The organism is Rathayibacter sp. AY1F4 (assembly GCF_002931775.1).
GTDB lineage: Bacteria > Actinomycetota > Actinomycetes > Actinomycetales > Microbacteriaceae > Rathayibacter.
In genome coordinates, this window is the sequence record NZ_PSVE01000004.1 from 186,316 (window position 1) to 209,200 (window position 22,885).

The following is a 22,885-nucleotide window of genomic DNA, read 5'->3' on the forward strand; positions in this document are numbered from 1 at the left end:
TCTGCGGCTGATCTAGACGAGCGAGCGCAGCACGTACTGCAGGATGCCGCCGTTGCGGTAGTAGTCCGCCTCACCGGGGGTGTCGATGCGGACGACCGCGTCGAACTCGACGGTCTGCTTGCCCTCGGCCGAGTGCTCGGTCGGCTCGGCGACGACGTGGACCGTCTTGGGGGTCACGCCCTCGTTCAGCTCCTCGATGCCCGAGATGCTGATCGACTCGGTGCCGTCCAGGCCCAGCGACTCCCAGCTCTCGCCCGCGGGGAACTGCAGCGGGACGACGCCCATGCCGATGAGGTTCGAGCGGTGGATCCGCTCGAAGCTCTCGACGATGACCGCCTTGACGCCCAGCAGGCTCGTGCCCTTGGCCGCCCAGTCGCGCGACGAGCCGGAGCCGTACTCCTTGCCGCCCAGGATGACGAGCGGGGTGCCCTCGGACTGGTAGTTCTGCGACGCGTCGTAGATGAACGACTGCGGGGCGTCCGGCTGAGTGAAGTCGCGGGTGTAGCCGCCCTCCACGCCGTCGAGCAGCTGGTTGCGCAGGCGGATGTTCGCGAACGTGCCGCGGATCATCACCTCGTGGTTGCCGCGGCGCGAGCCGTAGGAGTTGTAGTCCTTGCGGTCGATGCCGTGCTCGTCGAGGTAGCGGCCGGCGGGGCTGTCGGCCTTGATCGAGCCGGCGGGGCTGATGTGGTCGGTCGTGACGGAGTCGCCGAGCTTGGCGAGCACGCGGGCACCGGCGATGTCGGTGACCGGGGTCGTCTCCATCGTCATGCCGTCGAAGTACGGGGGCTTCCGCACGTAGGTCGACGACTCGTCCCACTCGAAGATCGAGCCCTCGGGGGTCTGCAGCGCGCGCCAGCGCTCGTCGCCGTCGAACACGCCCGCATACTGCGTGTCGAACATCGACTTGTCGATCGACGAGTCGATCGTCGCCTGCACCTCGGCCGCGTCGGGCCAGATGTCCTTGAGGAACACGTCCTTGCCGTCGGAGTCGGTGCCGAGCGCGTCGACCTCGAAGTCGAAGTTCATCGAGCCGGCGAGCGCGTAGGCGATGACGAGCGGGGGGCTCGCCAGGTAGTTCATCTTCACGTCCGGGTTGATGCGGCCCTCGAAGTTGCGGTTGCCCGAGAGCACGGCAGTCACGGCGAGGTCGTTGTCCTGCACCGCGGCCGAGATCTCCTCGAGCAGCGGGCCGGAGTTGCCGATGCAGGTCGTGCAGCCGTAGCCGACCGTGTAGAAGCCGAGCGCCTCGAGAGACTCGGTCAGGCCGGCCTTCTCGTAGTAGTCGGTGACGACCTTCGACCCGGGTGCCAGCGTGGTCTTCACCCACGGCTTGGCCTTCAGGCCCTTCTGCGCCGCGTTGCGGGCCAGCAGTCCGGCCGCGAGCATGACGGACGGGTTCGACGTGTTGGTGCACGAGGTGATCGCCGCGATCGCGACGGCGCCGTGGTCGATGGTGAAGGTCCCGCCCTCGCCGAGCTCGACCGTGGTCGGCTTGGAGGCGGTCGCCGGCGCGTGCGAGCGGTGGGTGTGCTCGTGGCTGCTGTGCTCGTCCTGCGGCTGCAGCTCTCCGGGGTCGGAGGCGGGGAACGACTCCGCGATGGTCAGGTCGACGATGTCGTGCGAGACGTCCGCGTAGTTGGTGAGGTCCGACTCGAACTGCGTCTTGGCGGACGAGAGCTCGATCCGGTCCTGCGGGCGCTTCGGGCCGGCGATCGAGGGGACGACGGTGCCGAGGTCGAGCTCGAGGTACTCGCTGAAGACCGGCTCGACCGCGGGGTCGTGCCAGAGCTTCTGCAGCTTGGAGTACTGCTCGACGAGGGCGATCTGCTCGTCGCTGCGGCCGGTGAGGCGCAGGTAGTCGAGGGTCACGTCGTCGATGGGGAACATCGCGGCGGTGGAGCCGAACTCAGGGCTCATGTTGCCGATGGTGGCGCGGTTCGCGAGCGGAACCGCGGCGACGCCGGCCCCGTAGAACTCGACGAACTTGCCGACCACGCCGTGCTTGCGCAGCATCTGCGTGATGGTGAGCACGACGTCCGTCGCGGTCACGCCGGTCGGGATCGAGCCGGTGAGCTTGAACCCGACGACCTTCGGGATGAGCATCGAGACGGGCTGGCCGAGCATCGCGGCCTCGGCCTCGATGCCGCCGACGCCCCAGCCGAGCACGCCGAGGCCGTTGACCATCGTCGTGTGCGAGTCGGTGCCGACGCAGGTGTCGGGGTAGGCGCGCAGCGCGCCGCCCACCTCGCGGGTCATGGTGACGCGGGCCAGGTACTCGATGTTGACCTGGTGCACGATGCCGGTTCCGGGCGGGACGACCTTGAAGTCGTCGAAGGCGGTCTGGCCCCAGCGGAGGAACTGGTACCGCTCGCCGTTGCGCTCGTACTCGAGCTCGACGTTGCGCTCGAGCGCGTCCTCGGTGCCGAAGAGGTCGGCGATGACGGAGTGGTCGATGACCATCTCGGCGGGCGCGAGCGGGTTGATCCGGTTCGCGTCGCCGCCCAGGGCAGCGACGGCCTCGCGCATCGTGGCGAGGTCGACGATGCAGGGCACGCCGGTGAAGTCCTGCATGACCACGCGGGCCGGCGTGAACTGGATCTCGGTGTCGGGCTCCGACTCCGGGACCCACTCGCCGAGGGCGCGGATGTGGTCGGCGGTGATGTTCGCGCCGTCCTCCGTGCGCAGGAGGTTCTCGAGCAGCACCTTGAGGCTGAACGGGAGCTTCTCGTGACCGGGGACCCGGTCGATGCGGAACACCTCGTAGTCGGTCGAGCCGACCTTCAGGGTGTCTTTCGATCCAAAGCTGTCTACCGCGGACACGTCGCCCTCTCCTTCGCTGACTGCAGCGTCCGCCGACGGGCGGAGCCGCTCTCCGTCCTCATCTTGACGACCGCGCACAGCGGCCTGCCACCAAGGAGGACCTAACTCCTCGACGCCGAGGCGCCCGGTCGACCTCGACGCGACGGTGCGGGGAGGCGAGCGCTATTTATCTCGACGTCGAGACAATTCTACGCACGATCCGGAGCATCGCCCGCATCGGCGCGCTCGCCGGCTCCGCGGTACTCGGCCCGGACGGCGAGCACGGTGAGCACCAGCAGCGGCGCGTACAGGGGCAGGCCCAGCGCCAGCTTCCAGATGCCCAGCGCCGTGGTGTCCTCGGCGAGGAACAGCGGGTACTGCACGGCCAGGCGCAGGAGGAAGAGCCCCGCCCACGCGAGGGTCAGGGCGCCGAAGAGGCGGCGCTTGCGCCGATCGGACCGCCAGGCGGTGCCGTCCCCCATCAGGAAGCCGGCGGCGACGCCGATCAGGGGCCAGCGCACGACGACGGAGAGGAGGAAGACGAGCCCGTAGACGAGGTTGGTGAGCAGCCCCAGGGCGAAGTTGTCGACGCCCCGCCCGGTGAACAGCGCCAGTGCGGCCGAGACCACCACGGCGAGCAGTCCGCCGACGGCCTGGATCACCGGCGTCCGGCCGAGCACCCGCGCCACCGTGAACGCCACGGCGAGCCCGACGGATGCGATAAGCGAGAGCACCAGCTCCGAGGTGACCGTGTAGAGCAGGACGAAGGCTATGCCGGGCACGACGGCCTCGAGGATCCCCCGGACGCCGCCCATGGTGCGCAGCAGCGCCTTCCCGTCGAACGGCTCGCCGTCGGCGACCGCGCCGAGTCCCGAGCGGCGGGCGGCCTGCGCGATCGCGTCGCCCACCTCGGGCCGGACCGGCTCCTCCGATCGGGCCGGGTCCTCGGGCCGCACCGGCTCCATGCCGGTCAGCTCGCGCTCTGCTGGGTCTGGCTGCCGGTCGGCACCTTCAGCGGGATCAGGTCGCGCGGAGGCATCGGGCCGCTGCCGCGGACCACGACGATGCTGCGGAAGAGCTCCTCGACCGAGGCGGCCGCCTGCTCGTCGACGGCTCCGGCTCCGGCGATCACGCCGCGGAGGAACCAGCGCGGACCGTCGACGCCGACGAACCGGGCGACGCGGGTCTGGCCGCCGGCGATCGGGAGCTCGGCGACGAGCTCCGGACCGAAGACGCCGTCGCGCTCCGTCGTCGATCCGCCCTGACGGCCGATCTGCTCGGCGATCTGGCCGCGGATCTCGTGCCAGAGGCCCGAGGAGCGCGGCGCGGAGAAGGGCTGCACCTGCAGCGTCGACCCTGCGTAGTCGAGGCCGACGGCGATGACGCGCTTGGTCCCCTCCTCGACCTCGAGGCGGATGTGCATGCCCTCGCGGGGAAGCACCTTCACCCCGCCGAGGTCGATGTAGGGGCGGACCGGGTTGGCCTCGCGCTCGTCCAGGGGCCCGGCCTCCGCGCGGTCCTCCGGCGCCGACTTCTCGAAGTCCTGCTGGACGGGCTCGGCGGCCTCGCCGGTCGTGGACTGGATGTCGCTCATGCGCTCTCCTCGTGGATTCTGGTCTCCTGGGCGCCGGCGGCGTACCCGGTGGATCCGAAGCCGCCCGTGCCGCGGACCGACTCGGGAAGCTCGTCGACGGCCGTGAACCTCGCCTGGACGACGGGGACGATCACGAGCTGCGCGATCCGGTCCCCCGCCGAGACGCGGTACGTCTCGCGGCTGTCGGTGTTCAGCAGCGCCACCCGGATCTCGCCGCGGTAGCCCGCGTCGATCGTTCCGGGGGCGTTGACGACGGTGATGCCGTGCCTGAAGGCCAGCCCGCTGCGGGGGACGACGAAGCCGGCGTGGCCCTCCGGGAGGGCGACGGCCACCCCGGTGCCGACGGAGGCGCGCTCACCGGGGGCGAGCACCACGTCCTCCGTCGAGTGGAGATCGGCTCCCGCGTCGCCCGGACGGGCGTAGGAGGGGAGCCGGTCCGCGGTGATCGGGACGTCGACGGTTGCAGGCACGTGACGAGGGTAGACCAAACGTCTGATCCAATAGGGTCATGCCGTACTACCGAGAGAGGCTGTGGCCCGCGCCCTGGCTCTTCGTCGCCACCGCCCTCGTGATCCCCGCCAGCATCCTGGTGTTCGCGCCCATCGACTTCGCGGTGGGGGTGATCGTCGCGGTCGTTCTGTACGCGGGCTGCGTGCTGTCGCTGCTGGCGCTCTCCCCCGTGATCGAGGTGGCGGAGGGGGAGCTGCGCGCCGGCCGCGCGCACATCCCGCTGGACCTCGTGGGCGAGCCGTCCTCCTACTCGGGGGACCAGGCGTTCGCCGAGCGCGGGACGCGCCTGGACGCGCGGGCGTACCTGGTCATCCGCGGCTGGGTGAAGGAGGTGGTGCGGGTCCCGATCGAGGATCCGGCCGACCCGACGCCGTACTGGCTGGTCTCCACTCGCCGCCCGGACGACATCGTCGCCGCGATCCGGGGATCACGGCGACGGAGCGGTCGTCCTTCGGAGCCGGGAGGCGCTTAAGCAGCGCACTCCAGGCAGATCGGTCCGAGCTTCTCCTCGTGGTCGATCTGCGAGCGGTGCTTCACGAGGAAGCAGCTCACGCACGTGAACTCGTCCGCCTGAGGCGGAAGGACCACGACGTCCAGATCGAGGTCGGACAGATCGGCACCGGGCAGTTCGAATCCGCCCGGGTTGTCGGCGTCATCGACGTCGACGACTCCGGACATCTTGTCGGGGACTCGCTCCTTCAGGGCCTCGATCGACTCGGAGTCGTCATCGGTCTTGCGGGGGGCGTCGTAGTCCGTAGCCATTCCCATCCACTTCTTATTTCTGCTGTTCAACAAATCGGCGGGGTCAGTGTGCATCACGACGCATCGATTCGCAAACCACCTCGAACGGCTCTTGACACCCGCTCGCCCCGCCTCCTTCCGCACCAACTTTCGACCCGCCCGGGGTATTCCCGGCCGATCGCCCGGGCGCGTGGCATCCTTGCCCGGTCCGCGTCCAGAAGGAGGGTCCCCACGATGATGGAACTGAAGGTGATCGGCGTCGAGGGCGGATCGCTCGTCCTCGTGTCCGAGGGCGGCGAGCGCTTCTCGGTCCGCATCGACGAGACGCTGCAGAGCCAGCTGCGGCCGCGGGTCCACACCCTCCCGCCGCGCGAGAAGCGCGTCTCCCCCCGCGAGATCCAGGCCCACATCCGCTCCGGGCTCTCCGCCGAGGAGGTCGCCGAGCTCACGGGCGCCGACCTGGGCTACGTCCAGCGCTTCGAGGGACCCGTCACGGCTGAGCGCGAGCACATCGTCGCGTCCGCTCTCGCCGTGCGCGTCTACACGACCACCGACCCCGATCCCCTCGAGGAGGGCACGCCCTTCGGCGACGTCATCCGCGACCGCCTCGCATCGCTCGGCGCCGAGGGCGAGCAGTGGTCGAGCTGGAAGGAGGAGGAGGGCTGGGTCGTCAAGCTCCTCTTCCGCTCGGACGAGATCGACCACGACGCCCGCTGGCGCTTCGACCCGCGGAAGGCGCTGCTGTCGCCGCTGACCTCCGAGGCGATCACGCTCTCGCAGCAGGGCGAGATCCGGCCGACCCTCATCCCGCGCCTGCGCGCCGTCATCCCGGCCGCCGTCGACGAGCTCGCCACGCGCTTCGACCCGGAGTCCGCGGAGGCGCCGAGCCGCTCCGCCCGGGCCGACCACCCCACGGCAGGCCGCCCCGCCGCGATGCCGCACGCCCGGCCGGCCGCCGTCCGCCCCTCCGACACGGAGCCGCAGCCGGCCCTCTCCGAGACCCCGCGCCCGATCTCGACGCTCCCCCGCCCCGTCACGAGCACGACGGAGCAGCGCGAGCGCAACCTCAACGACACCGCCGACCTGCTCGACGCCCTGCGGCGCCGCCGGGGCGAGCGCGATCACGCCTCGAGCCTCCGCGTCCGCGAGGAGCCGGAGCCCGAGGCCGAGGCCGCTCCTCCCGTCGAGAAGGCACCGGAGCCGCCGCGCACCGCTCCCCCGGTCCCCGAGCAGCCGTCGGGCGTGCGCGGGAGCCTCCGCCGGGGGCGGGCGTCGATGCCGAGCTGGGACGAGATCGTCTTCGGAGCGCGCAGCGACGACTGACCCTCCGCGGGCGGGCGGCTCCGCCGGGCAGACCGTGCCCCCGTGCCCTCGGCCCGGCTCAGGCCAGCGCGCCGAAGCGGAGGAGCGGCACCTGCGTCTCCTCCGGCGTGAGCGACCCGTGCTGCCCGATCATCGAGCGGCCGGAGGAGTCGTCCGCCGCGTAGTAGGCGATGGTCCTCCGTGCCGCGACGAACACGTCGCCCATCCGCTCGGCCGCCACCGGCGAGACCTCGCCGAACCAGCCGCTCGCAGCGACCTCGTCGCGTGTCGCGACCCAGGCGCGTGCGCCCTCCGCCTCGATCCAGCGCCGCGCCACCTCCTCGGGGTCCACACCCGGCTCGAGGTGCAGCTGCAGGCAGCGGGGCTCTCCGCCGAGGTGCCGGACGCCCTCGACCAGCGGTCCCCGCTCGACGAGCACGTGCGAGGACGCCGGGACGTCCACGATGCCGTGGTCGGCGGTGACGAGCATGCTCTCGCGGGTGGAGAGCCCGCGGACCGCTCCGCCGACCTCGCCGTCGAGGAGCTCGAGAGCTGCCGTCCACTCCGGCGACTCCCAGCCGCGCGCGTGCGCCGCCTGGTCGAGCTCGGGGACGTAGAGGTACACGAGCTGCCGGCCGCCCTCGTCGAGCAGGGCGCGCGCCGCCGTGAAGCGCTCGGCGACGCCGCCGGCGGAGTGGTACTCGGCGCCGCGCAGGATCGCCCGCGTGAGACCGGAGCGGGCGTACCGCGCGGGGCCGATCACTCCGGCCCGGACACCGGCGGCCGAGGCCTGCTCGAAGACCGTGGGATGGGGCTGCCACGTCTCGGGCACCATGCCCTCGTCCCAGCCGGAGAGCTGGTTGACCAGGCGGTCGGAGGCGCGGTCGAGCACGCGGTAGCCGACCATCCCGTGCCCGCCCGGGCGCAGGCCCGTCGTCAGGCTCGCCAGGGCCGCCGCGGTGGTCGTCGGGAAGCCCGAGACGAGCGTGGTCCCGCGGTTGAGGGCCGGAGCGAGTGTGCGCGAGTGGCCCCCGCGCTGGCGGAGGTTCGCGGCACCCAGGCCGTCGACGAGGACGACCACGATCCGCTCGACGCGGGGCGAGCCGAAGAGGCCGGGGCGGCCCAGGAGCGCGTCGAGGGCGCCCGGCAGGACGTCGGCGAGGCTCCGCCGCCCGTCGGGGGCTGGCGGTAGCATGTGGGTCATCGCGCCCAGTTTCGCACAGCGCCGCCGTCCCCGCCGGGCCGGTGCGGCGGAGCGTCCGCGTGAACGGGAGGGCCGGTCCCGTCCGCGAGGCGCCGTCTCCGCTCCGCCCGTCCCGTCGAGCGCCGCAGGGCGGTGCAGTCCCCCGCCGCCGTCCCGCGCCCGCCACCGAATCGAGTCATGAACGCTGCAGCCCCCTCCTCCGGATCCTCGCTCACCGAGCGCATCGAGGACGTCGACGTCTCGGCCGAGATGGAGGGGTCCTTCCTCGAGTACGCGTACTCGGTCATCTACTCGCGGGCCCTGCCCGACGCCCGCGACGGCCTCAAGCCGGTGCAGCGCCGGATCCTCTACATGATGAGCGAGATGGGGCTGCGGCCCGATCACGGCCACGTGAAGTCGGCCCGCGTGGTCGGCGAGGTGATGGGCAAGCTGCACCCGCACGGCGACGCCTCGATCTACGACTCCCTCGTGCGCCTCGCCCAGCCGTTCACGATGAGGGTCGCCCTCGTCGACGGGCACGGCAACTTCGGCTCCCTCGACGACGGCCCGGCCGCGGCCCGCTACACGGAGGCCCGCCTCGCGCCGGCCGCCACGGCCATGACCGAGCACCTCGGCGAGGACGTCGTCGACTTCGTCCCGAACTACGACAACTCGCACGACCAGCCCGAGGTCCTCCCCTCCGCGTTCCCGAACCTGCTGGTCAACGGGGCCAGCGGCATCGCCGTCGGCATGGCGACGAACATGGCGCCCCACAACCTCGTGGAGGTGATCGGGGCGGCTCGGCACCTGATCGCCCACCCCGACGCGTCCCTGGACGACCTGATGTCGTTCGTCCCGGGACCGGACTTCCCGAGCGGTGGCACGATCGTCGGCCTCGCCGGCGTGCGCGACGCCTATGCGACCGGCCGGGGCGGCTTCAAGACCCGCGCCCGCGTCTCGGTCGAGAGCATCACCGCGCGCAAGTCCGGCCTGGTCGTCACCGAGCTGCCCTACCTCGTCGGCGCCGAGAAGGTCATCGACAAGATCAAGGACGGCGTCCAGAACAAGAAGCTCAGCGGCATCTCGGACGTCACCGACCTGACGGACCGGGACAACGGCCTCCGGCTCGTCATCGGGATCAAGACCGGCTTCAGCCCCGAGGCCGTCCTCGAGCAGCTCTACCGCTACACGCCCCTCGAGGACGCGTTCTCGATCAACAACGTCGCGCTGGTCGACGGCGGCCCGCGCACCCTCGGCCTGAAGGAGCTGCTGCAGGTCTACATCGGCCACCGGGTGCAGGTCGTCACCCGGCGGACCCGCTACCGACTGCGCAAGCGCCAGGAGCGGCTGCACCTGGTCGAGGGCCTGCTCATCGCGATCCTCGACATCGACGAGGTCATCCAGCTGATCCGCGGGAGCGACGACACCGCGGCGGCGCGGGCCCGGCTGATCGAGGTCTTCGACCTCAGCACCCTGCAGGCCGACTACATCCTCGAGCTCCAGCTCCGCCGCCTCACGAAGTTCTCGCGCATCGAGCTCGAGACCGAGCGCGACACCCTCCTCGCCGAGATCGCCCAGCTCGAGGCCCTCCTCGCCAGCCGATCACGGATCGACGAGCTGGTCTCGGACGAGCTCGACGAGGTCGCCCAGCGCCTCGGCACCCCGCGGCGCACCCTGCTCACCGAGGCGCGCCCCTCCGTCGCCACCACCGGGCGGAAGGCCGCCGCGGTGCTCGAGATCGCGGACGTGCCCTGCCGGGTGCTGCTGAGCACCACCGGCCGCATGGTGCGGGTCGACCGCGACCCCGAGGCCGCTCCCCACCCCGAGCGCGCCACGCGCCGCTCGAAGCACGACGCCGTCCTCAGCGTGCTCGACACGACCAGCCGGACGGAGATCGGCGCGGTCACCAGCGCCGGTCGGCTCCTCCGCTTCTCGCCGGTCGACGTGCCCGCCGTCCCCTCCTCCTCGGTGCAGCTGGGCGCGGGCGTGCGCATGAGCGACTACCTCCCGCACCTGGCGAAGGACGAGCGGGTGCTCGCGCTCGTCGCCCTCGACGACGAGCGGCCTATCGCGCTCGGCACCCAGCAGGGCGTCGTCAAGCGCGTCGCGCCGGGCGAGCTGCCCAACCGCCCGGACATCGAGCTCATCGCCCTGAAGCCGAAGGACGCCGTCGTGGGCGCGGCTCCGTCTGCGGAGGAGGACGAGCTGGTCTTCGTCACCGGCGAGGCCCAGCTGCTGCGCTTCTCCGCGTCCGCCGTCCGCCCTCAGGGCAGGACGGCCGCGGGGATGGCCGGGGTCAAGCTGGCCGAGACCGACGACGTCGTGCACTTCGCCGTCGTCGCCGCCGAGGACCGGGACGAGGCCGTCGTCGCGACGGTCGCCGTCGACAGCTGGGCCCTCTCGGGGACCGACACCGGCAGTGCGAAGGTCTCGCCGTTCTCGGAGTTCCCCGCCAAGGGCAGGGCCACCGGCGGAGTCCGCGCGCAGCGCTTCCTCAAGGGAGAGACCGCCCTCGGAGTGGCGTGGGTCGGCCCCGGTCCCGCGCACGCCCTCGAGGCCGACGGCTCGGTGGCCGCGCTGCCCGACTCCGGGATGAAGCGCGACGGCTCCGGCGTGGCCCTCGCGGCGCCGATCGCGACGATCGGAGCGGCGCCCGAGGTGTTCTGAGCCCCGCGGCTCAGACGTCGATGCGGTCCCGCGACAGCGACTCGGACCCGCGGACGATGAACTCCTTGCGGGGCGCCACGTCGTTGCCCATCAGCAGCTCGAACACCCGGCCGGCGTTCTCGGCGTCGGCGACCCGCACCCGGCGGAGGGTGCGGCGGGAGCGGTCCATGGTCGTCGTGGCCAGCTGGTCCGCGTCCATCTCGCCGAGCCCCTTGTAGCGCTGGATCGGGTCCTGGTAGCGGCGGCCCGCCTTGCCGAGGGCCGCGAGGACGCTCTGCAGCTCCTTCTCGGAGTAGGTGTAGATCGTCTCGTTCGGCTTCTTCCCCGCGTTCATCACCACGAGCCTGTGCAGCGGAGGCACGGCGGCGAAGACGCGCCCCGCCTCGACGAGCGGCCGCATGTAGCGGAAGAAGAGCGTGAGCAGCAGGGTCCGGATGTGGGCGCCGTCGACGTCGGCGTCGCTCATCAGGATGATCTTCCCGTAGCGGGCGGCCGAGAGGTCGAAGGAGCGGCCGGAGCCGGCTCCGATCACCTGGATCATCGAGGCGCACTCGGCGTTCGAGAGCATGTCGGCGATGCTCGCCTTCTGCGTGTTGAGGATCTTCCCCCGGATCGGCAGCAGGGCCTGGTACTCGCTGTTGCGGGCGAGCTTGGCGGTACCGAGGGCGGAGTCGCCCTCGACGATGAAGAGCTCGCTGTTCTCGACGTCGCTGCTGCGGCAGTCGACCAGCTTCGCCGGAAGGGAGGAGGACTCCAGCGCGTTCTTGCGGCGCTGCGTCTCCTTGTGCGCGCGGGCCGAGATCCGCGACTTCATCTCGGCGACGACCTTCTCGAGGAGCTGGGAGGTCTGCGCCTTGTCCTCGCGGCGCGTCGAGGAGAACACCGCGCCCAGCGTCGAGGCGATGGTGGAGGCGACGATCGCGCGGACGGCGGGCGTGCCCAGCACCTCCTTCGTCTGGCCTTCGAACTGCGGCTCCGGGAGCCGCACGGTCAGCACGGCGCTGAGCCCGGCGAGGACGTCGTCCTTCTCGAGCTTGTCCGAGCCGACCTTGAGGCGGCGGGCGTTCGCCTCCACCTGGGAGCGGAGCAGCTTCAGCAGGCCCTGCTCGAAGCCGGTCTGGTGCGTCCCGCCCTTGGGCGTCGAGATGATGTTCACGAAGCTGCGCATCACCGTCTCGTAGCCGGTGCCCCAGCGCAGGGCGATGTCGACCTCGCAGGTGCGCTCCACCTCGGTGGGCACCATGGCGCCGCCGGGGGTCAGCACCGGCACGGTCTCGGTGAAGGTGCCGGAGCCGGTGAGGCGCAGCACCTCGGTCACGGGGGCGTCGGGGGCGAGGAACTCGACGAACTCCGAGATGCCGCCGTCGTAGCGGAACATCTCGGCACGGCGCTCGTGTGCCCGGTCGTCGACGATGTCGATCGTCAGGCCGGGGACGAGGAACGCGGTCTGCCGGGCCCGCGTCACCAGGTCGTCCGTCTGGAACGAGGCGCCCTTCGTGAAGATCTGGCGGTCGGCCCAGTACCTCACGCGCGTTCCGGTGACGCCCTTGGCGACCTTCCCGACGACCGTCAGCTCTGACCCGTTCTCGAACGGCGTGAACGGAGCGTCGGGGGTGGGCTCGCCCGCGTCGGCGAAGCGCCCGGGCTCCCCCCGGTGGAACGACATCCGGTAGGTGCGGCCGTTGCGGTCGACCTCGACGTCCAGGCGCTCCGAGAGCGCGTTGACCACGGAGGCGCCGACGCCGTGCAGACCGCCGGACGCCGCGTAGGACCCCGAGCCGAACTTGCCGCCCGCGTGCAGCTTCGTGAACACGACCTCGACTCCGGAGAGCCCCGTCTTCGGCTCGATGTCGACCGGGATCCCGCGCGCGCGGTCGCGCACCTCGACGCTGCCGTCGGCGTGCAGGAGCACGCTGATCTCGGTCCCGTGCCCGGCCAGCGCCTCGTCGACGGAGTTGTCGATGACCTCCCAGAGGCAGTGCATGAGGCCGCGCGAGTCGGTCGATCCGATGTACATGCCGGGCCGCTTCCGGACCGCCTCGAGACCCTCGAGGACGGAGAGGTGACGGGCGTTGTAGTCGGTGGAGGCCATCCGCCCAGTCTACTTTCGGGAACCGCTCCGGCCGCGGTGGCGCGGCACCCGGCGACAGCACGATGGCCGCTCGGCGCGGGGCCCCTACGCGCAGAGCGAAATGCCGACCGATCGACTCCGTGCGGAAACAATCGCGTGCTTGGATGGGTTCCATTAAGCAGAGATCGAAGAACGAGTGCAGGAGGCCAAGTCATGTCGACCACAGCAACCCAGAACGGCGTGGACGAGCTCGCCGGTGCCCACCAGCTCTCCGCCGCCGACCGCTGCGACAGCTGCGGTGCCCAGGCGTACATCCGAGTGGTCGTGAACAACGGAGAACTGCTGTTCTGCGCGCACCACGGGAAGAAGTACCAGGAGAAGCTCTCCAGCATCGCCCAGAGCTGGCACGACGAGTCCGCCCGGCTCTTCGAGGAGCAGCGTCCCTAACGCGTCCCCGATCAGCCCGGACGGCGCGTCAGCGCCCTACCGACCGACACCGAGCCGCTTCGCGATCACTTCGCGAGCGGCTCGTGCCGTTTCATCGACCAGGCGGAGACGCTCGTCCGACGGGGAGTAGGCGTCGCCGAGGGCGCGCCGCAGGATCGCGTCCGCGAGCGAGGGGTTCTTCGCGAGGACGGGGCCGTGCAGGTGCGTGCCCAGAAGGCCTCCCACCGCGTAGCCCTCGTGGCCGGCGCCGTCGCCGGTGCCGTGCAGCACTCGGCCGAGCGCGTGCTCGAGCGGGATCCCGGTCATCCGGCGCTCGTGGTTCTCGAAGCCGACGAGGACACCGCCCGGCGTCTCGACGAGGAGGTCGTCGGTCGCGCGCTCGCCCGTGACCGAGTCTCCGGGGAACAGTCCGATCCCCCGGGCGCCGCCCGCGGCCGTGCTGATCGAACCGGCCAGCATCTCCCAGCCGGCCCCGACCGCGACCACCTGGGTGCCCTGGTCGACCCAGGCCCGCAGCGTCGGCGCGATCTCGTGGAGGAGGGCCAGGACGCCCGGGAGGTCCTCGTCCGCTCCCGTCCCGGCAACCAGGACGTCCGGACGGACCTCGGCGTCGGAGGCGGCCGCCAGCGGCACCACCTCCGCCTCGACCCCCGCCCAGCGCGCCCGAGCCGCGAGGACCCGGGCGTTCGCCGCGTCGCCGTTGCTGTCCAGGACGTCGGGAGCGAGCACGGCGATGCGGAGGGTGGTCACGCGGTCTCCTCGCGGTTGGTGACGAGCTGCAGGTGCGCACGGGTGCGGCGCATCGAATCGGCCGAGAAGACGATGGTCTTCCGGCCGGAGGCGGGGGTCGGCAGAGCGAGGAACGCGTCGAGCGCGCGGCCCAGGTCCTCGTCGACGGACTCGACGCGGACGCCGTCGTAGCGCAGGTGCAGCGCCGCCTCGTGCGCCTTCGACCCCGAGACGACTCTGACGTGCCCGAGCACGGAGGTGTCCACGGGCCAGAAGTAGGAGGGGTCTCGGACGTCGGAGCCGATCGCGAGCATGATCTGCTCGGTCCCCTCGGGGATCTCCGCGATGTTCAGGCGGTAGCTCGCCGGGTTCTGAACCAGGACGAACTCGACCTCGTGGCCGCGCACGGTGACGATCTCGCCCCGCCCGAAGACGGGGTCGATGCTCGAGAGCGCGGAGGCGGCGAGGGCCGGGTCGAAGCGCTCGGCGAGCACGGCGCGGGCCGTGGAGACGGCCGCCGCGGCGTCGACCGCGTAGTGGACGCCCCGCGCGGGGAGCCGGACCTCGAGCGGGTCGCCGTCGCTGATGATGCGCGCGGCCGCTCCCGTCGTGCTCTCGACGACGGTGGTCGCACGGTCGGTCCCGGCCTCCGCCTCTGCGGCGTAGCCGAGACCGCCGGACGCGGAGTCGCGGACGGAGGAGGAGACGCCGTACCAGCGGATCCGCTCGTCGGGGACGGAGGTCGCGACATCGGCGACGTGGCGGTCGTCGGCGTTCAGCACGACGGGACCGGTCGCGCGGGAGGCGATGGTGCCGAGCATCCGGGCGACCATGGCCGGATCGAAGAAGCGGTCGATCTGGTCGACCACCACGTTCGTCAGCAGGACGACGCGGGGGCGCATCCGGGGCGCGAGGCGCGCGCCGTGACCCTCGTCCATCTCGAGGACGGCGATGTCGGCGTCGATCCGTCCGCGGAGGTCCGCCCGCTCCAGGAGCGCGGAGGTCAGCCCCTGGGCGATGTTGGCCGTCGAGGGGTTGGTGAAGACCCGGAGCCCGTGCGCGCGGAGCACCGCGACCAGCATCTTGGTCGTGGTCGACTTGCCCGCCGATCCCGTGACGACCACGAGGCCGTCCCGGAACCCGTCGAGCACCGCGGGCAGGAATCCGGGCGCGACGCGGTTCACCACGAGTCCGGGCACGGCGGATCCCCCGCCGGGCTTCCGGACCCGCGCGGCGAACCGGGCGGCCCTCCCGAGGAGGACCGCCGGCGCGTAGCGGATCACCGGCCTACTCGAGGTAGTCGCGGAGCGACTGCGAGCGGGACGGGTGGCGGAGCTTGGCCATCGTCTTGGACTCGATCTGACGGATGCGCTCGCGCGTCACGCCGAAGGTGTCGCCGATCTGGTCGAGCGTCTTCGGCATTCCGTCGCCGAGGCCGAAGCGCATGCGGATCACGCCGGCCTCGCGCTCCGAGAGCGAGTCGAGCAGCGACTCCAGCTGCTTCTGCAGCATGGTGAAGCCCACGGCGTCGGCCGGGACGACCGCCTCGGTGTCCTCGATGAGGTCGCCGAACTCGCTGTCGCCGTCCTCACCCAGGGGCGTGTGCAGCGAGATCGGCTCGCGCCCGTACTTCTGCACCTCGATGACCTTCTCGGGGGTCATGTCGAGCTCGCGCGAGAGCTCCTCGGGCGTGGGCTCGCGGCCCAGGTCCTGGAGCATCTGGCGCTGCACGCGGGCCAGCTTGTTGATGACCTCGACCATGTGCACCGGGATGCGGATGGTGCGGGCCTGGTCGGCCATCGCGCGGGTGATCGCCTGGCGGATCCACCACGTGGCGTAGGTCGAGAACTTGAAGCCCTTGGTGTAGTCGAACTTCTCGACCGCGCGGATGAGGCCCAGGTTGCCCTCCTGGATGAGGTCGAGGAACTGCATCCCGCGACCGGTGTAGCGCTTCGCGAGGCTGACGACGAGCCGGAGGTTCGCTCCGAGCAGGTGGCTCTTCGCGCGCTGGCCGTCCTTCGCGACCCAGCGCAGCTCGCGGACGAGCTCCGGGCTGAGGTCGGTCGAGTTGGCGAGCTTGTCCTCGGCGAACAGGCCGGCCTCGATGCGCATCGCGAGCTCGACCTCCTCGGCCGCGTTCAGGAGCGCGACCTTGCCGATCTGCTTCAGGTAGTCCTTGACCGGGTCGGCGGTGGCCCCGGTGATCGCGGTCGAGTAGACCGGGACCTCGTCGTCCTCTCCGCCGAACGACAGGACGAGCGCACCGCTCGGGAGCGGCTCGGCCGGAGCGGCGACAGCAGCGGCGGCCGGGGCCTCCGGCGTCTCCGCGTCGTCCTTGGCGTCGGTCTCGGTGTCCTCGGCGACGACCTCGGTCTCCTCCTCCTCCGCTGCCTCGTCGGGCTCGACGGCGTCGGTCGGCTCCTCCTCGGTGTCGGCGGGAGCGGCGGCCTTGGTCGTGGCGCGCGAGCGGGTCGTCTTGGCCGCGGTGGTCTTGGCCGCCGTGGTCTTCGCCGCGGGCTTGCGCGTCGCGGGCTTCTTGGTGGTCGTCGTCACGTCGTCGTCGACGGCGTCGAGCGTTGCGGTCTTGGTAGCTCTGGTGGCCATGGCGGCACCTCTCCATCCGTTGCGTCCCGGGGGCGGGCGGCGCGGGAGGGCGTCGTCCGTCGGTGGGCATTACGAGGACCCATGTCAAGTCGAGGACGTCGCACGCCCGACGTGGGCCTGGTGCTCCTCGACCCGAACGGGTCCTATTGACAATTATTGCACGTCTGAGTAGTGCAGCCGTGCGGTGCGGTGCGAGTGGGGCTCGATCCGGCGGGATCCGGGCTGTTCCGCTGGGACATCGCGTCTGCAGAAGGGCGGATCGACGGGGACGACCGTCAGCGCCCCGCGCGGTCGCGGCGCATCCGGTCACTCAGTGCAACCCAGAGAGGGGCCACGGTTATTCCCTCGTCCTCGGCCAGGCGGCGGCGGGTCCGGCGGCGCGCGACGACGAGTCCGACGACTCCGGCGCCGACCACCACGTACTGCACGCACCACGCCAGGCGGAAGTGCTCGAGCGAGTAGGTCTGCTCCGAGGAGGCGCCGGGACCGGCCAGTGCGTCGAGGATCAGGCCGATCGCGAACATCATCGTGAAGCTGGCCAGGAACCCGCCCACGTTGACGACTCCGTTGGCCGCGCCGAGGCTCCGCGAGGGGTTGAACGTGCGGGCGAAGTCGAACCCGATCATCGAGCCGGGGCCGCCTGCTCCGACGACGATCAGGAGCAGCACGACGAGCCAGTACGGCGGGACGCCGGGCCAGAGCAGCACGACGGTCCAGGCGACTGCCATCGCCGAGACGATCCCGAGCACGAGGTTGCTGCGGCGCATGGGGTGGCGGGCGGTCAGGACGCCGAGCACCGGCCCGACGACGATCCCCGCGATCACGACGATCGTGAGGGTCGGCGCGGCGACGGTCGGCGGCAGGCCGATCGCGTAGACGAGGAAGGGGTAGCCCCAGAGGAGCGTGAAGACCGTGCCGGAGGACTGCGTGACGAAGTGCGACCAGAAGCCGAGCTGCGTCCCCGGCCGGCGCAGGCTCACTCCGAGCTGCGCGATCGTCGCCCGGAGCGTCGGGGGCACCACCGTGATCGGCTCGGTGCGCGGCGGAACGTCGGCGACCAGGAGGAGCACGCCGAGGAAGGACACGGCCCCGAGGCCGGCGGCGCTGAGGAACGCGGGCTCCCAGCCGAGCGTGTGGAGGATCGCCGCGAACGGGAGTGCGGAGAGGATCTGGCCCACCTGGCCGATGTTGCCGATCCACTGCGAGAGCTGCGGCACGATCGGTCCGCTGAACCAGGTGACCGTGAGGCGGATCACGGAGGTGAAGATCGCGGCGTCCCCCGCTCCCAGCAGGATCCGCCCGACGATCGCGACGCCGATGCCCGGCGCGATCGCGACCACGACCTGGCCCGCCATCATCAGGGCCGTGCCCGAGAGGATCAGGGTCCGCGGGCCGAACCGATCGATGAGGATCCCGACCGGGATCTGCATCCCGGCGTAGACGATCAGCTGGACGACGGCGAGCGACGAGAGGACGGCGGCGGCCACCCCGAACCGCTCCGCGGCGTCCACTCCTGCGACGCCCAGCGTCGTGCGGTCCAGGACCGCCACGAGGTAGGCGAACGCTCCGGCACCGAAGACGAACCAGGCTCGACGATCACGCACTCGCCCGATCCTACGGCCGCTCAGGAGGCGGTGGGCTCCTCGCCCGGGCGGCGGATCGCGAGGAACTTCTCGAGCTCGGCGGCGATCGCGTCGGCGCTGGGCACGAAGCCGTCCTCGTCGGTGAGCGGCGAGCGGAGGCTCGTCCCCTCCATGTAGGTGTCGTGCCGCGCCTCGAGGGCCGAGACCAGCTTCTGCAGCTCGTCGTTGCCGCCGACCTGCTCGTCGACCTTGCCGAGGAACTCCCGCCCGCTCTCGCGCAGGCGGTCCGTCGGGAAGATGAGGCCGGTCGACGCCGAGATGCTCTCGAGCGCCGCGACCGCCGCCTGCGGGTACTCGGTGTCCGACAGGTAGTGGGGGATGAGCAGCGCGAAGCCGACCACGGTCAGACCGCGCTCGTAGAGGCGCAGCTCGAGCAGGTGGAGGACGTTCGACGGCACCTGCGTGTGCGGCTTCCAGACCGACATCGCCTCGATCAGGTCCTCGCGGTTCCCGCTCACGGTGACGCCGACGGGCCGGGTGTGCGGCACGGGCATCGGGATTGCCTGGACCCACGTGGTCGAGGCGACGTCGAGCCGCTCGAGGAGGGAGACCACCGCGCGGGTGAACCGCTCCCACTGGAAGTCGGGCTCGAAACCGGTGAGCAGGAGGAACGGCTGGTGCAGCTCGTCGTGCGCGAGCGAGAGCCGGAGCATCGCAGGACGGTAGTCCGTCAGGTGGTCCTGGTCGAACGTGATGATGGGGCGGCGGGCCCGGTAGTCGAGCAGCTGATCCTGGTCGAAGACCGCGACCTCGCGGTGCTCGAGGGTCTCGAAGAGGTACTCCCCCAGCTGCCCCACCGCTCCCCCGGCGTCGGCCGAGCCGGTCAGGCCCGCGACGAGGTGCAGCCCGCGCGGGATCTCGGAGAGGTCGCCCTCGATCTCGAACAGGTCTTCCGGATCCAGCATGCGTCCAGTCTAAACAGGGGTCCCGGCGCCCCGGCCGGGTCCGCTGAGCCCTCAGCGAACAGCGCCTAGCATTGCCGCCATGCCCCTCTCCTCTCTCGAGTACTCGACCGTTCCCGCCTCCGACATCGACACCGACGCCCTCGTCCTCGGCGTCGCCCCGGGACCCGACGGTCCCCGGCTCGTCGGCGCGGAGGGCTTCGAGGAGCTGGCCCCCGCGCTGAGCGCGCTCGGCGCGACCGGCGCCGCCGAGACGCTCGTGCGCGTGCCGTCCTCGGTCCGTGCCGGAGTGATCGTCCTCGTCGGCCTCGGCTCGGCGGAGCCCGACGACACCGCGCTGCGGAACGCCGCGGGCGCCGCCGTCCGCCTGCTCGCGGGGTCCGCCTCCGTGGCCCTCTCCCTCCCCGCCGGCTCCGACGGCACGCTCGCCGCGGTCGCCGAGGGCGCCGCGCTCGGCTCCTACTCCTTCACCGCCTTCCGCGGCAGCACCGCCGCCGCGGCGAAGGCGCCCGTCGAGCACGTCGTCCTGCTGGGCGGCGGCGAGTCGGCCGACCCCGCCGTCCTGGACCGGGCGCTCGTGCTCGGCCGCGCGGTCGGCACGGTGAAGGACCTCGTCAACACTCCCCCGTCGCACCTCTACCCGCAGACGCTGGCCGAGGCCGTGCAGACCGGCGCCGAGGGACTGCCCCTCGAGGTCACCGTCTGGGACGAGGAGGCCCTCGCGGAGGAGGGGTTCGGCGGCATCCTCGGAGTCGGCAGCGGCTCCTCCCGCCCGCCCCGCCTCGTGAAGGTCGCCTACGCGCCCGAAGGCGCGAGCACCCACCTCGCCCTGGTCGGCAAGGGCATCACCTTCGACAGCGGCGGACTCTCCCTCAAGCCGCCGGCCTCGATGATCGGGATGAAGAACGACATGGCGGGCGCGGCGACCGTGTACGCCGTGGTGCGCGCCATCGCTGAGCTCGGCCTCCCGCTCCGCGCGACCGCCTGGCTCTGCATCGCCGAGAACCTCCCCTCCGGGACCGCGATCCGCCCGGACGACGTGCTCACCGTGCGCGGCGGGACCACGGTGGAGGTGCTGAACACCGACGCCGAGGGCCGGCTGGTGCTCGCCGACGGCCTCGTCGCCGCCAGCGAGGAGCAGCCCGACGCGATCATCGACGTCGCGACGCTGACCGGCGCCTCCGTGGTCGCCCTCGGCAACCGGACCGTCGGCGCCCTGGGCGACGACGAGCTGGTCTCCCGCGTCCTCGAGGCCGCCCGCACGGCGGGAGAGCCCTTCTGGCACATGCCCCTGCCCGCGGAGCTGCGACCGCTGCTCAACTCGGACATCGCCGACATCGCGAACGTCAAGCCGGGCAACACCGCCGGCGGCATGCTCCTCGCCGGCCACTTCCTCCGCGAGTTCGTCGGGAAGCGCGGCGAGGGCGAGGACGCGACCACGATCCCGTGGGCGCACCTCGACATCGCCGGCCCCTCGAGCAACGGAGGTGGCGGCTACGGCTTCACCGGAGCCGGCGCCACGGGAGTCTCGGTGCGCGCGCTGATCGCTCTGGCCGAGGGCTTCGCGAGCGCGTAGTAGGGTCGATGGGGCGGGAGATCCCGCCTCGTCCCCCCTCCCGATCCGCTCGGCGCTCAGCGCCGGAGCCGGTCGGCCGGGAAGCGGGACCGCACGTCGCGAGGGAGTCACTGGGTGTCGGAAGAGCGCTACGACCTGGTCGTGCTCGGAGGTGGCAGCGGCGGGTACGCGGCGGCCCTCCGGGCGACGCAGCTCGGGATGAGCGTCGCGCTCGTGGAGCGCGACAAGCTCGGCGGCACCTGCCTGCACCGCGGGTGCGTGCCCACCAAGGCACTGCTGCACGCCGCCGAGCTGGCGGACGGCGCCCGCCAGGGAGAGAAGTACGGCGTGCTCTCGAGCTTCACCGGGATCGACATGGCGGGCGTCACGCGCTATCGCGAAGGCGTCGTCGCCGGCAAGTACAAGGGGCTCCAGAGCCTCGTGTCGTCGCGCGGCATCACGGTCGTCACGGGCGAGGGCCGCCTCACCGCGCCGGGCACCGTGACGGTCGGCGAGCACGTGCTCCACGGCGCGTCGGTCGTCGTCGCCACCGGGTCCGCCTCCCGCACCCTCCCCGGGATCGAGATCGGCGGCCGCATCCTGACGAGCGACCAGGCTCTCGAGCTCGACCACGTGCCCGCGAGCGTCGTCGTCCTCGGCGGCGGAGTGATCGGCGTCGAGTTCGCGAGCGTCTGGCGCTCGTTCGGCGCCGAGGTCACGATCGTCGAGGCCCTCCCCCACCTCGTCCCCAACGAGGACGAGAGCGTCAGCAAGCAGCTGGAGCGCGCCTTCCGCAAGCGGGGCATCGCCTTCCAGCTGGGATCCCGTGTCGCGTCGGTCTCCCAGAGCGGGGCCGGCGTCTCCGTGTCGCTCGAGAGCGGCGCAACGGTGGAGGGCGAGATCCTGCTGGTCGCCGTCGGCCGCGGCCCGGTGACCGCGGGCATCGGCCTCGAGGAGGCCGGGGTCCGCCTCGACCGCGGCTACGTGCTGACCGACGAGCGCCTGCAGACCTCCGTCCCCGGCGTGTACGCCGTGGGCGACATCGTGCCCGGGCTCCAGCTCGCGCACCGGAGCTTCCAGCAGGGGATCTTCGTCGCGGAGGAGATCGCCGGTCTGGGCCCGCAGGTCGTCTCGGACGTCAACGTCCCGAAGGTGACCTACAGCGACCCCGAAGTGGCCTCCATCGGCCTCGGCGAGGCCCGCGCGATCGCCGAGTACGGCGCCGAGCGCGTCGCCGTGTACGACTACGGCCTCGGCGGCAACGCCCGGAGCACGATCATCGGGACCACCGGCTCCGTGAAGGTCGTGCGCCTGGTCGACGGCCCCGTCGTCGGCGTGCACATGGTCGGAGCCCGCGTCGGAGAGCTGATCGGCGAGGCTCAGCTCATCGTGAACTGGGAGGCGCACCCCGAGGATGTCGCGCCCCTCGTGCACGCGCACCCCACTCAGAACGAGGCGCTCGGCGAGGCGCACCTCGCTCTGGCCGGGAAGCCGCTGCACGCCCTGTAGAACCACTGCGGTGCGGCGACCCGCCGCTTCCGCATCAGTAAGCTGGACATCGAAACACAAGCGTCTTAAGGAGACAGGCTCATGAGCGAATCCGTCAGCCTCCCGGCACTCGGAGAGAGTGTCACGGAAGGAACGGTCACCCGCTGGCTGAAGAACGTCGGGGACCGCGTCGAGGTGGACGAGCCCCTGCTCGAGGTCTCGACCGACAAGGTCGACACCGAGATCCCGTCGCCCGTCGCGGGAGTGATCGAGGAGATCCTCGTCCAGGAGGACGAGACCGTCGAGGTCGGCGCCGAGCTGGTGCGCATCGGCGACGGCTCCGGAGCCGCGTCGGCGTCCGAGCCCGAGGCTCCCGCCGAGGAGGCGCCCGAGGTCCAGGCCGCCGAGACCGAGGCCACCGACGAGGCGACCCCGTCGGTGGACGCCGAGAGCGACGCCGAGGCTCCCGCCCCGGCCGAGCCCGAGCCCGCCCCGGCCGCCGAGAAGCCCGCCGCCCCCGAGGCCGCGGCTCCCGCTCCGTCGGCTCCCGCCTCGGCCGCCGCGAGGGCGAAGAAGGGGAGGAAGGACAGCTTGGCGCCGGTCTTCTCCTGGAAGCTCTTCTTGACCGAGTCGCGGAAGCGGGCGAC

At 71.8% G+C, this 22,885-nt stretch carries 19 protein-coding genes; 7 read left to right on the forward strand and 12 right to left on the reverse strand.

Translation table 11 applies throughout. The features are described from left to right. Window positions 1-12: 12 nt before the first annotated feature. From acnA to dut, 4 genes are all read right to left on the reverse strand, one after another. Window positions 13-2,823 carry an aconitate hydratase AcnA gene (gene acnA / locus C5C59_RS03740; protein WP_104238758.1) on the reverse strand — a complete coding sequence of 937 codons (2,811 nt, stop codon included), beginning with the start codon at window positions 2,821-2,823 and terminating at the stop codon, window positions 13-15. A 188-nt stretch (window positions 2,824-3,011) separates the two neighbouring features. Continuing rightward, window positions 3,012-3,767 carry a DUF3159 domain-containing protein gene (locus C5C59_RS03745; RefSeq protein WP_104238757.1) on the reverse strand — a complete coding sequence of 252 codons (756 nt, stop codon included), beginning with the start codon at window positions 3,765-3,767 and terminating at the stop codon, window positions 3,012-3,014. 5 nt (window positions 3,768-3,772) lie between these two features. After that, window positions 3,773-4,396, reverse strand: coding sequence for a DUF3710 domain-containing protein (locus C5C59_RS03750; protein ID WP_104222103.1), 624 nt, complete (start codon window positions 4,394-4,396; stop codon window positions 3,773-3,775). Further along, a complete protein-coding gene (gene dut, locus C5C59_RS03755; RefSeq protein ID WP_104222105.1) occupies window positions 4,393-4,866 on the reverse strand; it encodes a dUTP diphosphatase in 474 nt (157 codons plus the stop codon). Before dut ends, C5C59_RS03750 begins: the two co-directional genes overlap by 4 nt. A gap of 38 nt (window positions 4,867-4,904) precedes the next feature. Here dut and C5C59_RS03760 point away from each other — a divergent pair, with 38 nt between their 5' ends. Then, the gene (locus tag C5C59_RS03760; protein WP_104238756.1) at window positions 4,905-5,378 is read left to right on the forward strand and encodes a DUF3093 domain-containing protein; all 474 of its coding nucleotides are present in this window, start codon (window positions 4,905-4,907) and stop codon (window positions 5,376-5,378) included. Here C5C59_RS03760 and C5C59_RS03765 read toward each other — a convergent pair. Then, window positions 5,375-5,668 carry a DUF4193 domain-containing protein gene (locus C5C59_RS03765; RefSeq protein WP_055792269.1) on the reverse strand — a complete coding sequence of 98 codons (294 nt, stop codon included), beginning with the start codon at window positions 5,666-5,668 and terminating at the stop codon, window positions 5,375-5,377. The genes C5C59_RS03760 and C5C59_RS03765 overlap by 4 nt on opposite strands. A 213-nt stretch (window positions 5,669-5,881) precedes the next feature. Here C5C59_RS03765 and sepH point away from each other — a divergent pair, with 213 nt between their 5' ends. Continuing rightward, entirely contained in the window at window positions 5,882-6,970 is a 1,089-nt protein-coding gene (gene sepH, locus C5C59_RS03770) for a septation protein SepH (protein WP_104238755.1), read from the forward strand. 58 nt (window positions 6,971-7,028) lie between these two features. Here sepH and C5C59_RS03775 read toward each other — a convergent pair whose 3' ends face one another. Continuing rightward, the gene (locus tag C5C59_RS03775; RefSeq protein WP_258062567.1) at window positions 7,029-8,153 is read right to left on the reverse strand and encodes an alkaline phosphatase family protein; all 1,125 of its coding nucleotides are present in this window, start codon (window positions 8,151-8,153) and stop codon (window positions 7,029-7,031) included. A gap of 177 nt (window positions 8,154-8,330) precedes the next feature. On the opposite strand from C5C59_RS03775, the gene C5C59_RS03780 reads away from it, so the two are divergent. Next, a complete protein-coding gene (locus tag C5C59_RS03780; RefSeq protein ID WP_104238753.1) occupies window positions 8,331-10,799 on the forward strand; it encodes a DNA topoisomerase (ATP-hydrolyzing) subunit A in 2,469 nt (822 codons plus the stop codon). Between the two features lie 10 nt (window positions 10,800-10,809). Here C5C59_RS03780 and C5C59_RS03785 read toward each other — a convergent pair whose 3' ends face one another. Beyond that, window positions 10,810-12,891: a type IIA DNA topoisomerase subunit B gene (locus C5C59_RS03785; protein WP_104238752.1), complete on the reverse strand. Its 2,082-nt coding sequence runs from the start codon at window positions 12,889-12,891 to the stop codon at window positions 10,810-10,812. Window positions 12,892-13,083: 192 nt separating this feature from the next. Here C5C59_RS03785 and C5C59_RS03790 point away from each other — a divergent pair, with 192 nt between their 5' ends. After that, complete coding sequence (locus C5C59_RS03790) at window positions 13,084-13,317, forward strand: hypothetical protein (RefSeq protein ID WP_068212876.1); 234 nt, start codon at window positions 13,084-13,086, stop codon at window positions 13,315-13,317. A 36-nt stretch (window positions 13,318-13,353) separates the two neighbouring features. On the opposite strand, the gene C5C59_RS03795 is transcribed toward C5C59_RS03790, so the two are convergent. From C5C59_RS03795 to C5C59_RS03815, 5 genes are all read right to left on the reverse strand, one after another. Continuing rightward, entirely contained in the window at window positions 13,354-14,067 is a 714-nt protein-coding gene (locus tag C5C59_RS03795) for a type 1 glutamine amidotransferase (protein ID WP_146079622.1), read from the reverse strand. Continuing rightward, window positions 14,064-15,329, reverse strand: coding sequence for a MurT ligase domain-containing protein (locus C5C59_RS03800; protein WP_104238750.1), 1,266 nt, complete (start codon window positions 15,327-15,329; stop codon window positions 14,064-14,066). The genes C5C59_RS03795 and C5C59_RS03800 overlap by 4 nt, the downstream gene beginning before the upstream one ends. A 4-nt stretch (window positions 15,330-15,333) precedes the next feature. Then, window positions 15,334-16,650, reverse strand: a complete 1,317-nt coding sequence (locus C5C59_RS03805; protein ID WP_104232561.1) for an RNA polymerase sigma factor — start codon at window positions 16,648-16,650, stop codon at window positions 15,334-15,336. A 275-nt stretch (window positions 16,651-16,925) separates the two neighbouring features. Beyond that, entirely contained in the window at window positions 16,926-18,254 is a 1,329-nt protein-coding gene (locus tag C5C59_RS03810) for a nitrate/nitrite transporter (RefSeq protein ID WP_104238749.1), read from the reverse strand. A gap of 20 nt (window positions 18,255-18,274) precedes the next feature. Continuing rightward, window positions 18,275-19,198: a proteasome assembly chaperone family protein gene (locus C5C59_RS03815; protein WP_104238748.1), complete on the reverse strand. Its 924-nt coding sequence runs from the start codon at window positions 19,196-19,198 to the stop codon at window positions 18,275-18,277. Window positions 19,199-19,277: 79 nt separating this feature from the next. Between C5C59_RS03815 and C5C59_RS03820 the strand changes: the two genes are divergently transcribed. The 3 genes from C5C59_RS03820 to C5C59_RS03830 all read left to right on the forward strand — a co-directional run. Then, window positions 19,278-20,771 carry a leucyl aminopeptidase gene (locus C5C59_RS03820; protein WP_104238747.1) on the forward strand — a complete coding sequence of 498 codons (1,494 nt, stop codon included), beginning with the start codon at window positions 19,278-19,280 and terminating at the stop codon, window positions 20,769-20,771. A 114-nt stretch (window positions 20,772-20,885) separates the two neighbouring features. Beyond that, window positions 20,886-22,259 carry a dihydrolipoyl dehydrogenase gene (lpdA, locus tag C5C59_RS03825; RefSeq protein WP_104238746.1) on the forward strand — a complete coding sequence of 458 codons (1,374 nt, stop codon included), beginning with the start codon at window positions 20,886-20,888 and terminating at the stop codon, window positions 22,257-22,259. Between the two features lie 81 nt (window positions 22,260-22,340). Then, window positions 22,341-22,885 (forward strand): biotin/lipoyl-containing protein (locus C5C59_RS03830; RefSeq protein WP_308470939.1); only part of this gene is annotated, 545 nt, incomplete at its 3' end.

What these genes read in the sequence shown, in the direction of transcription:
- C5C59_RS03785 (WP_104238752.1), bottom strand. Translation starts at nt 12,891, where the DNA reads ATGGCCTCCACCGACTACAACGCCCGTCACCTCTCCGTCCTCGAGGGT.
- C5C59_RS03805 (WP_104232561.1), bottom strand. Translation starts at nt 16,650, where the DNA reads ATGGCCACCAGAGCTACCAAGACCGCAACGCTCGACGCCGTCGACGAC.
- C5C59_RS03745 (WP_104238757.1), bottom strand. Translation starts at nt 3,767, where the DNA reads ATGGAGCCGGTGCGGCCCGAGGACCCGGCCCGATCGGAGGAGCCGGTC.
- C5C59_RS03780 (WP_104238753.1), top strand. Translation starts at nt 8,331, where the DNA reads ATGAACGCTGCAGCCCCCTCCTCCGGATCCTCGCTCACCGAGCGCATC.
- C5C59_RS03750 (WP_104222103.1), bottom strand. Translation starts at nt 4,396, where the DNA reads ATGAGCGACATCCAGTCCACGACCGGCGAGGCCGCCGAGCCCGTCCAG.
- C5C59_RS03790 (WP_068212876.1), top strand. Translation starts at nt 13,084, where the DNA reads ATGTCGACCACAGCAACCCAGAACGGCGTGGACGAGCTCGCCGGTGCC.
- C5C59_RS03765 (WP_055792269.1), bottom strand. Translation starts at nt 5,668, where the DNA reads ATGGCTACGGACTACGACGCCCCCCGCAAGACCGATGACGACTCCGAG.
- sepH (WP_104238755.1), top strand. Translation starts at nt 5,882, where the DNA reads ATGATGGAACTGAAGGTGATCGGCGTCGAGGGCGGATCGCTCGTCCTC.
- C5C59_RS03815 (WP_104238748.1), bottom strand. Translation starts at nt 19,198, where the DNA reads ATGCTGGATCCGGAAGACCTGTTCGAGATCGAGGGCGACCTCTCCGAG.
- C5C59_RS03760 (WP_104238756.1), top strand. Translation starts at nt 4,905, where the DNA reads ATGCCGTACTACCGAGAGAGGCTGTGGCCCGCGCCCTGGCTCTTCGTC.
- C5C59_RS03820 (WP_104238747.1), top strand. Translation starts at nt 19,278, where the DNA reads ATGCCCCTCTCCTCTCTCGAGTACTCGACCGTTCCCGCCTCCGACATC.
- C5C59_RS03775 (WP_258062567.1), bottom strand. Translation starts at nt 8,153, where the DNA reads ATGACCCACATGCTACCGCCAGCCCCCGACGGGCGGCGGAGCCTCGCC.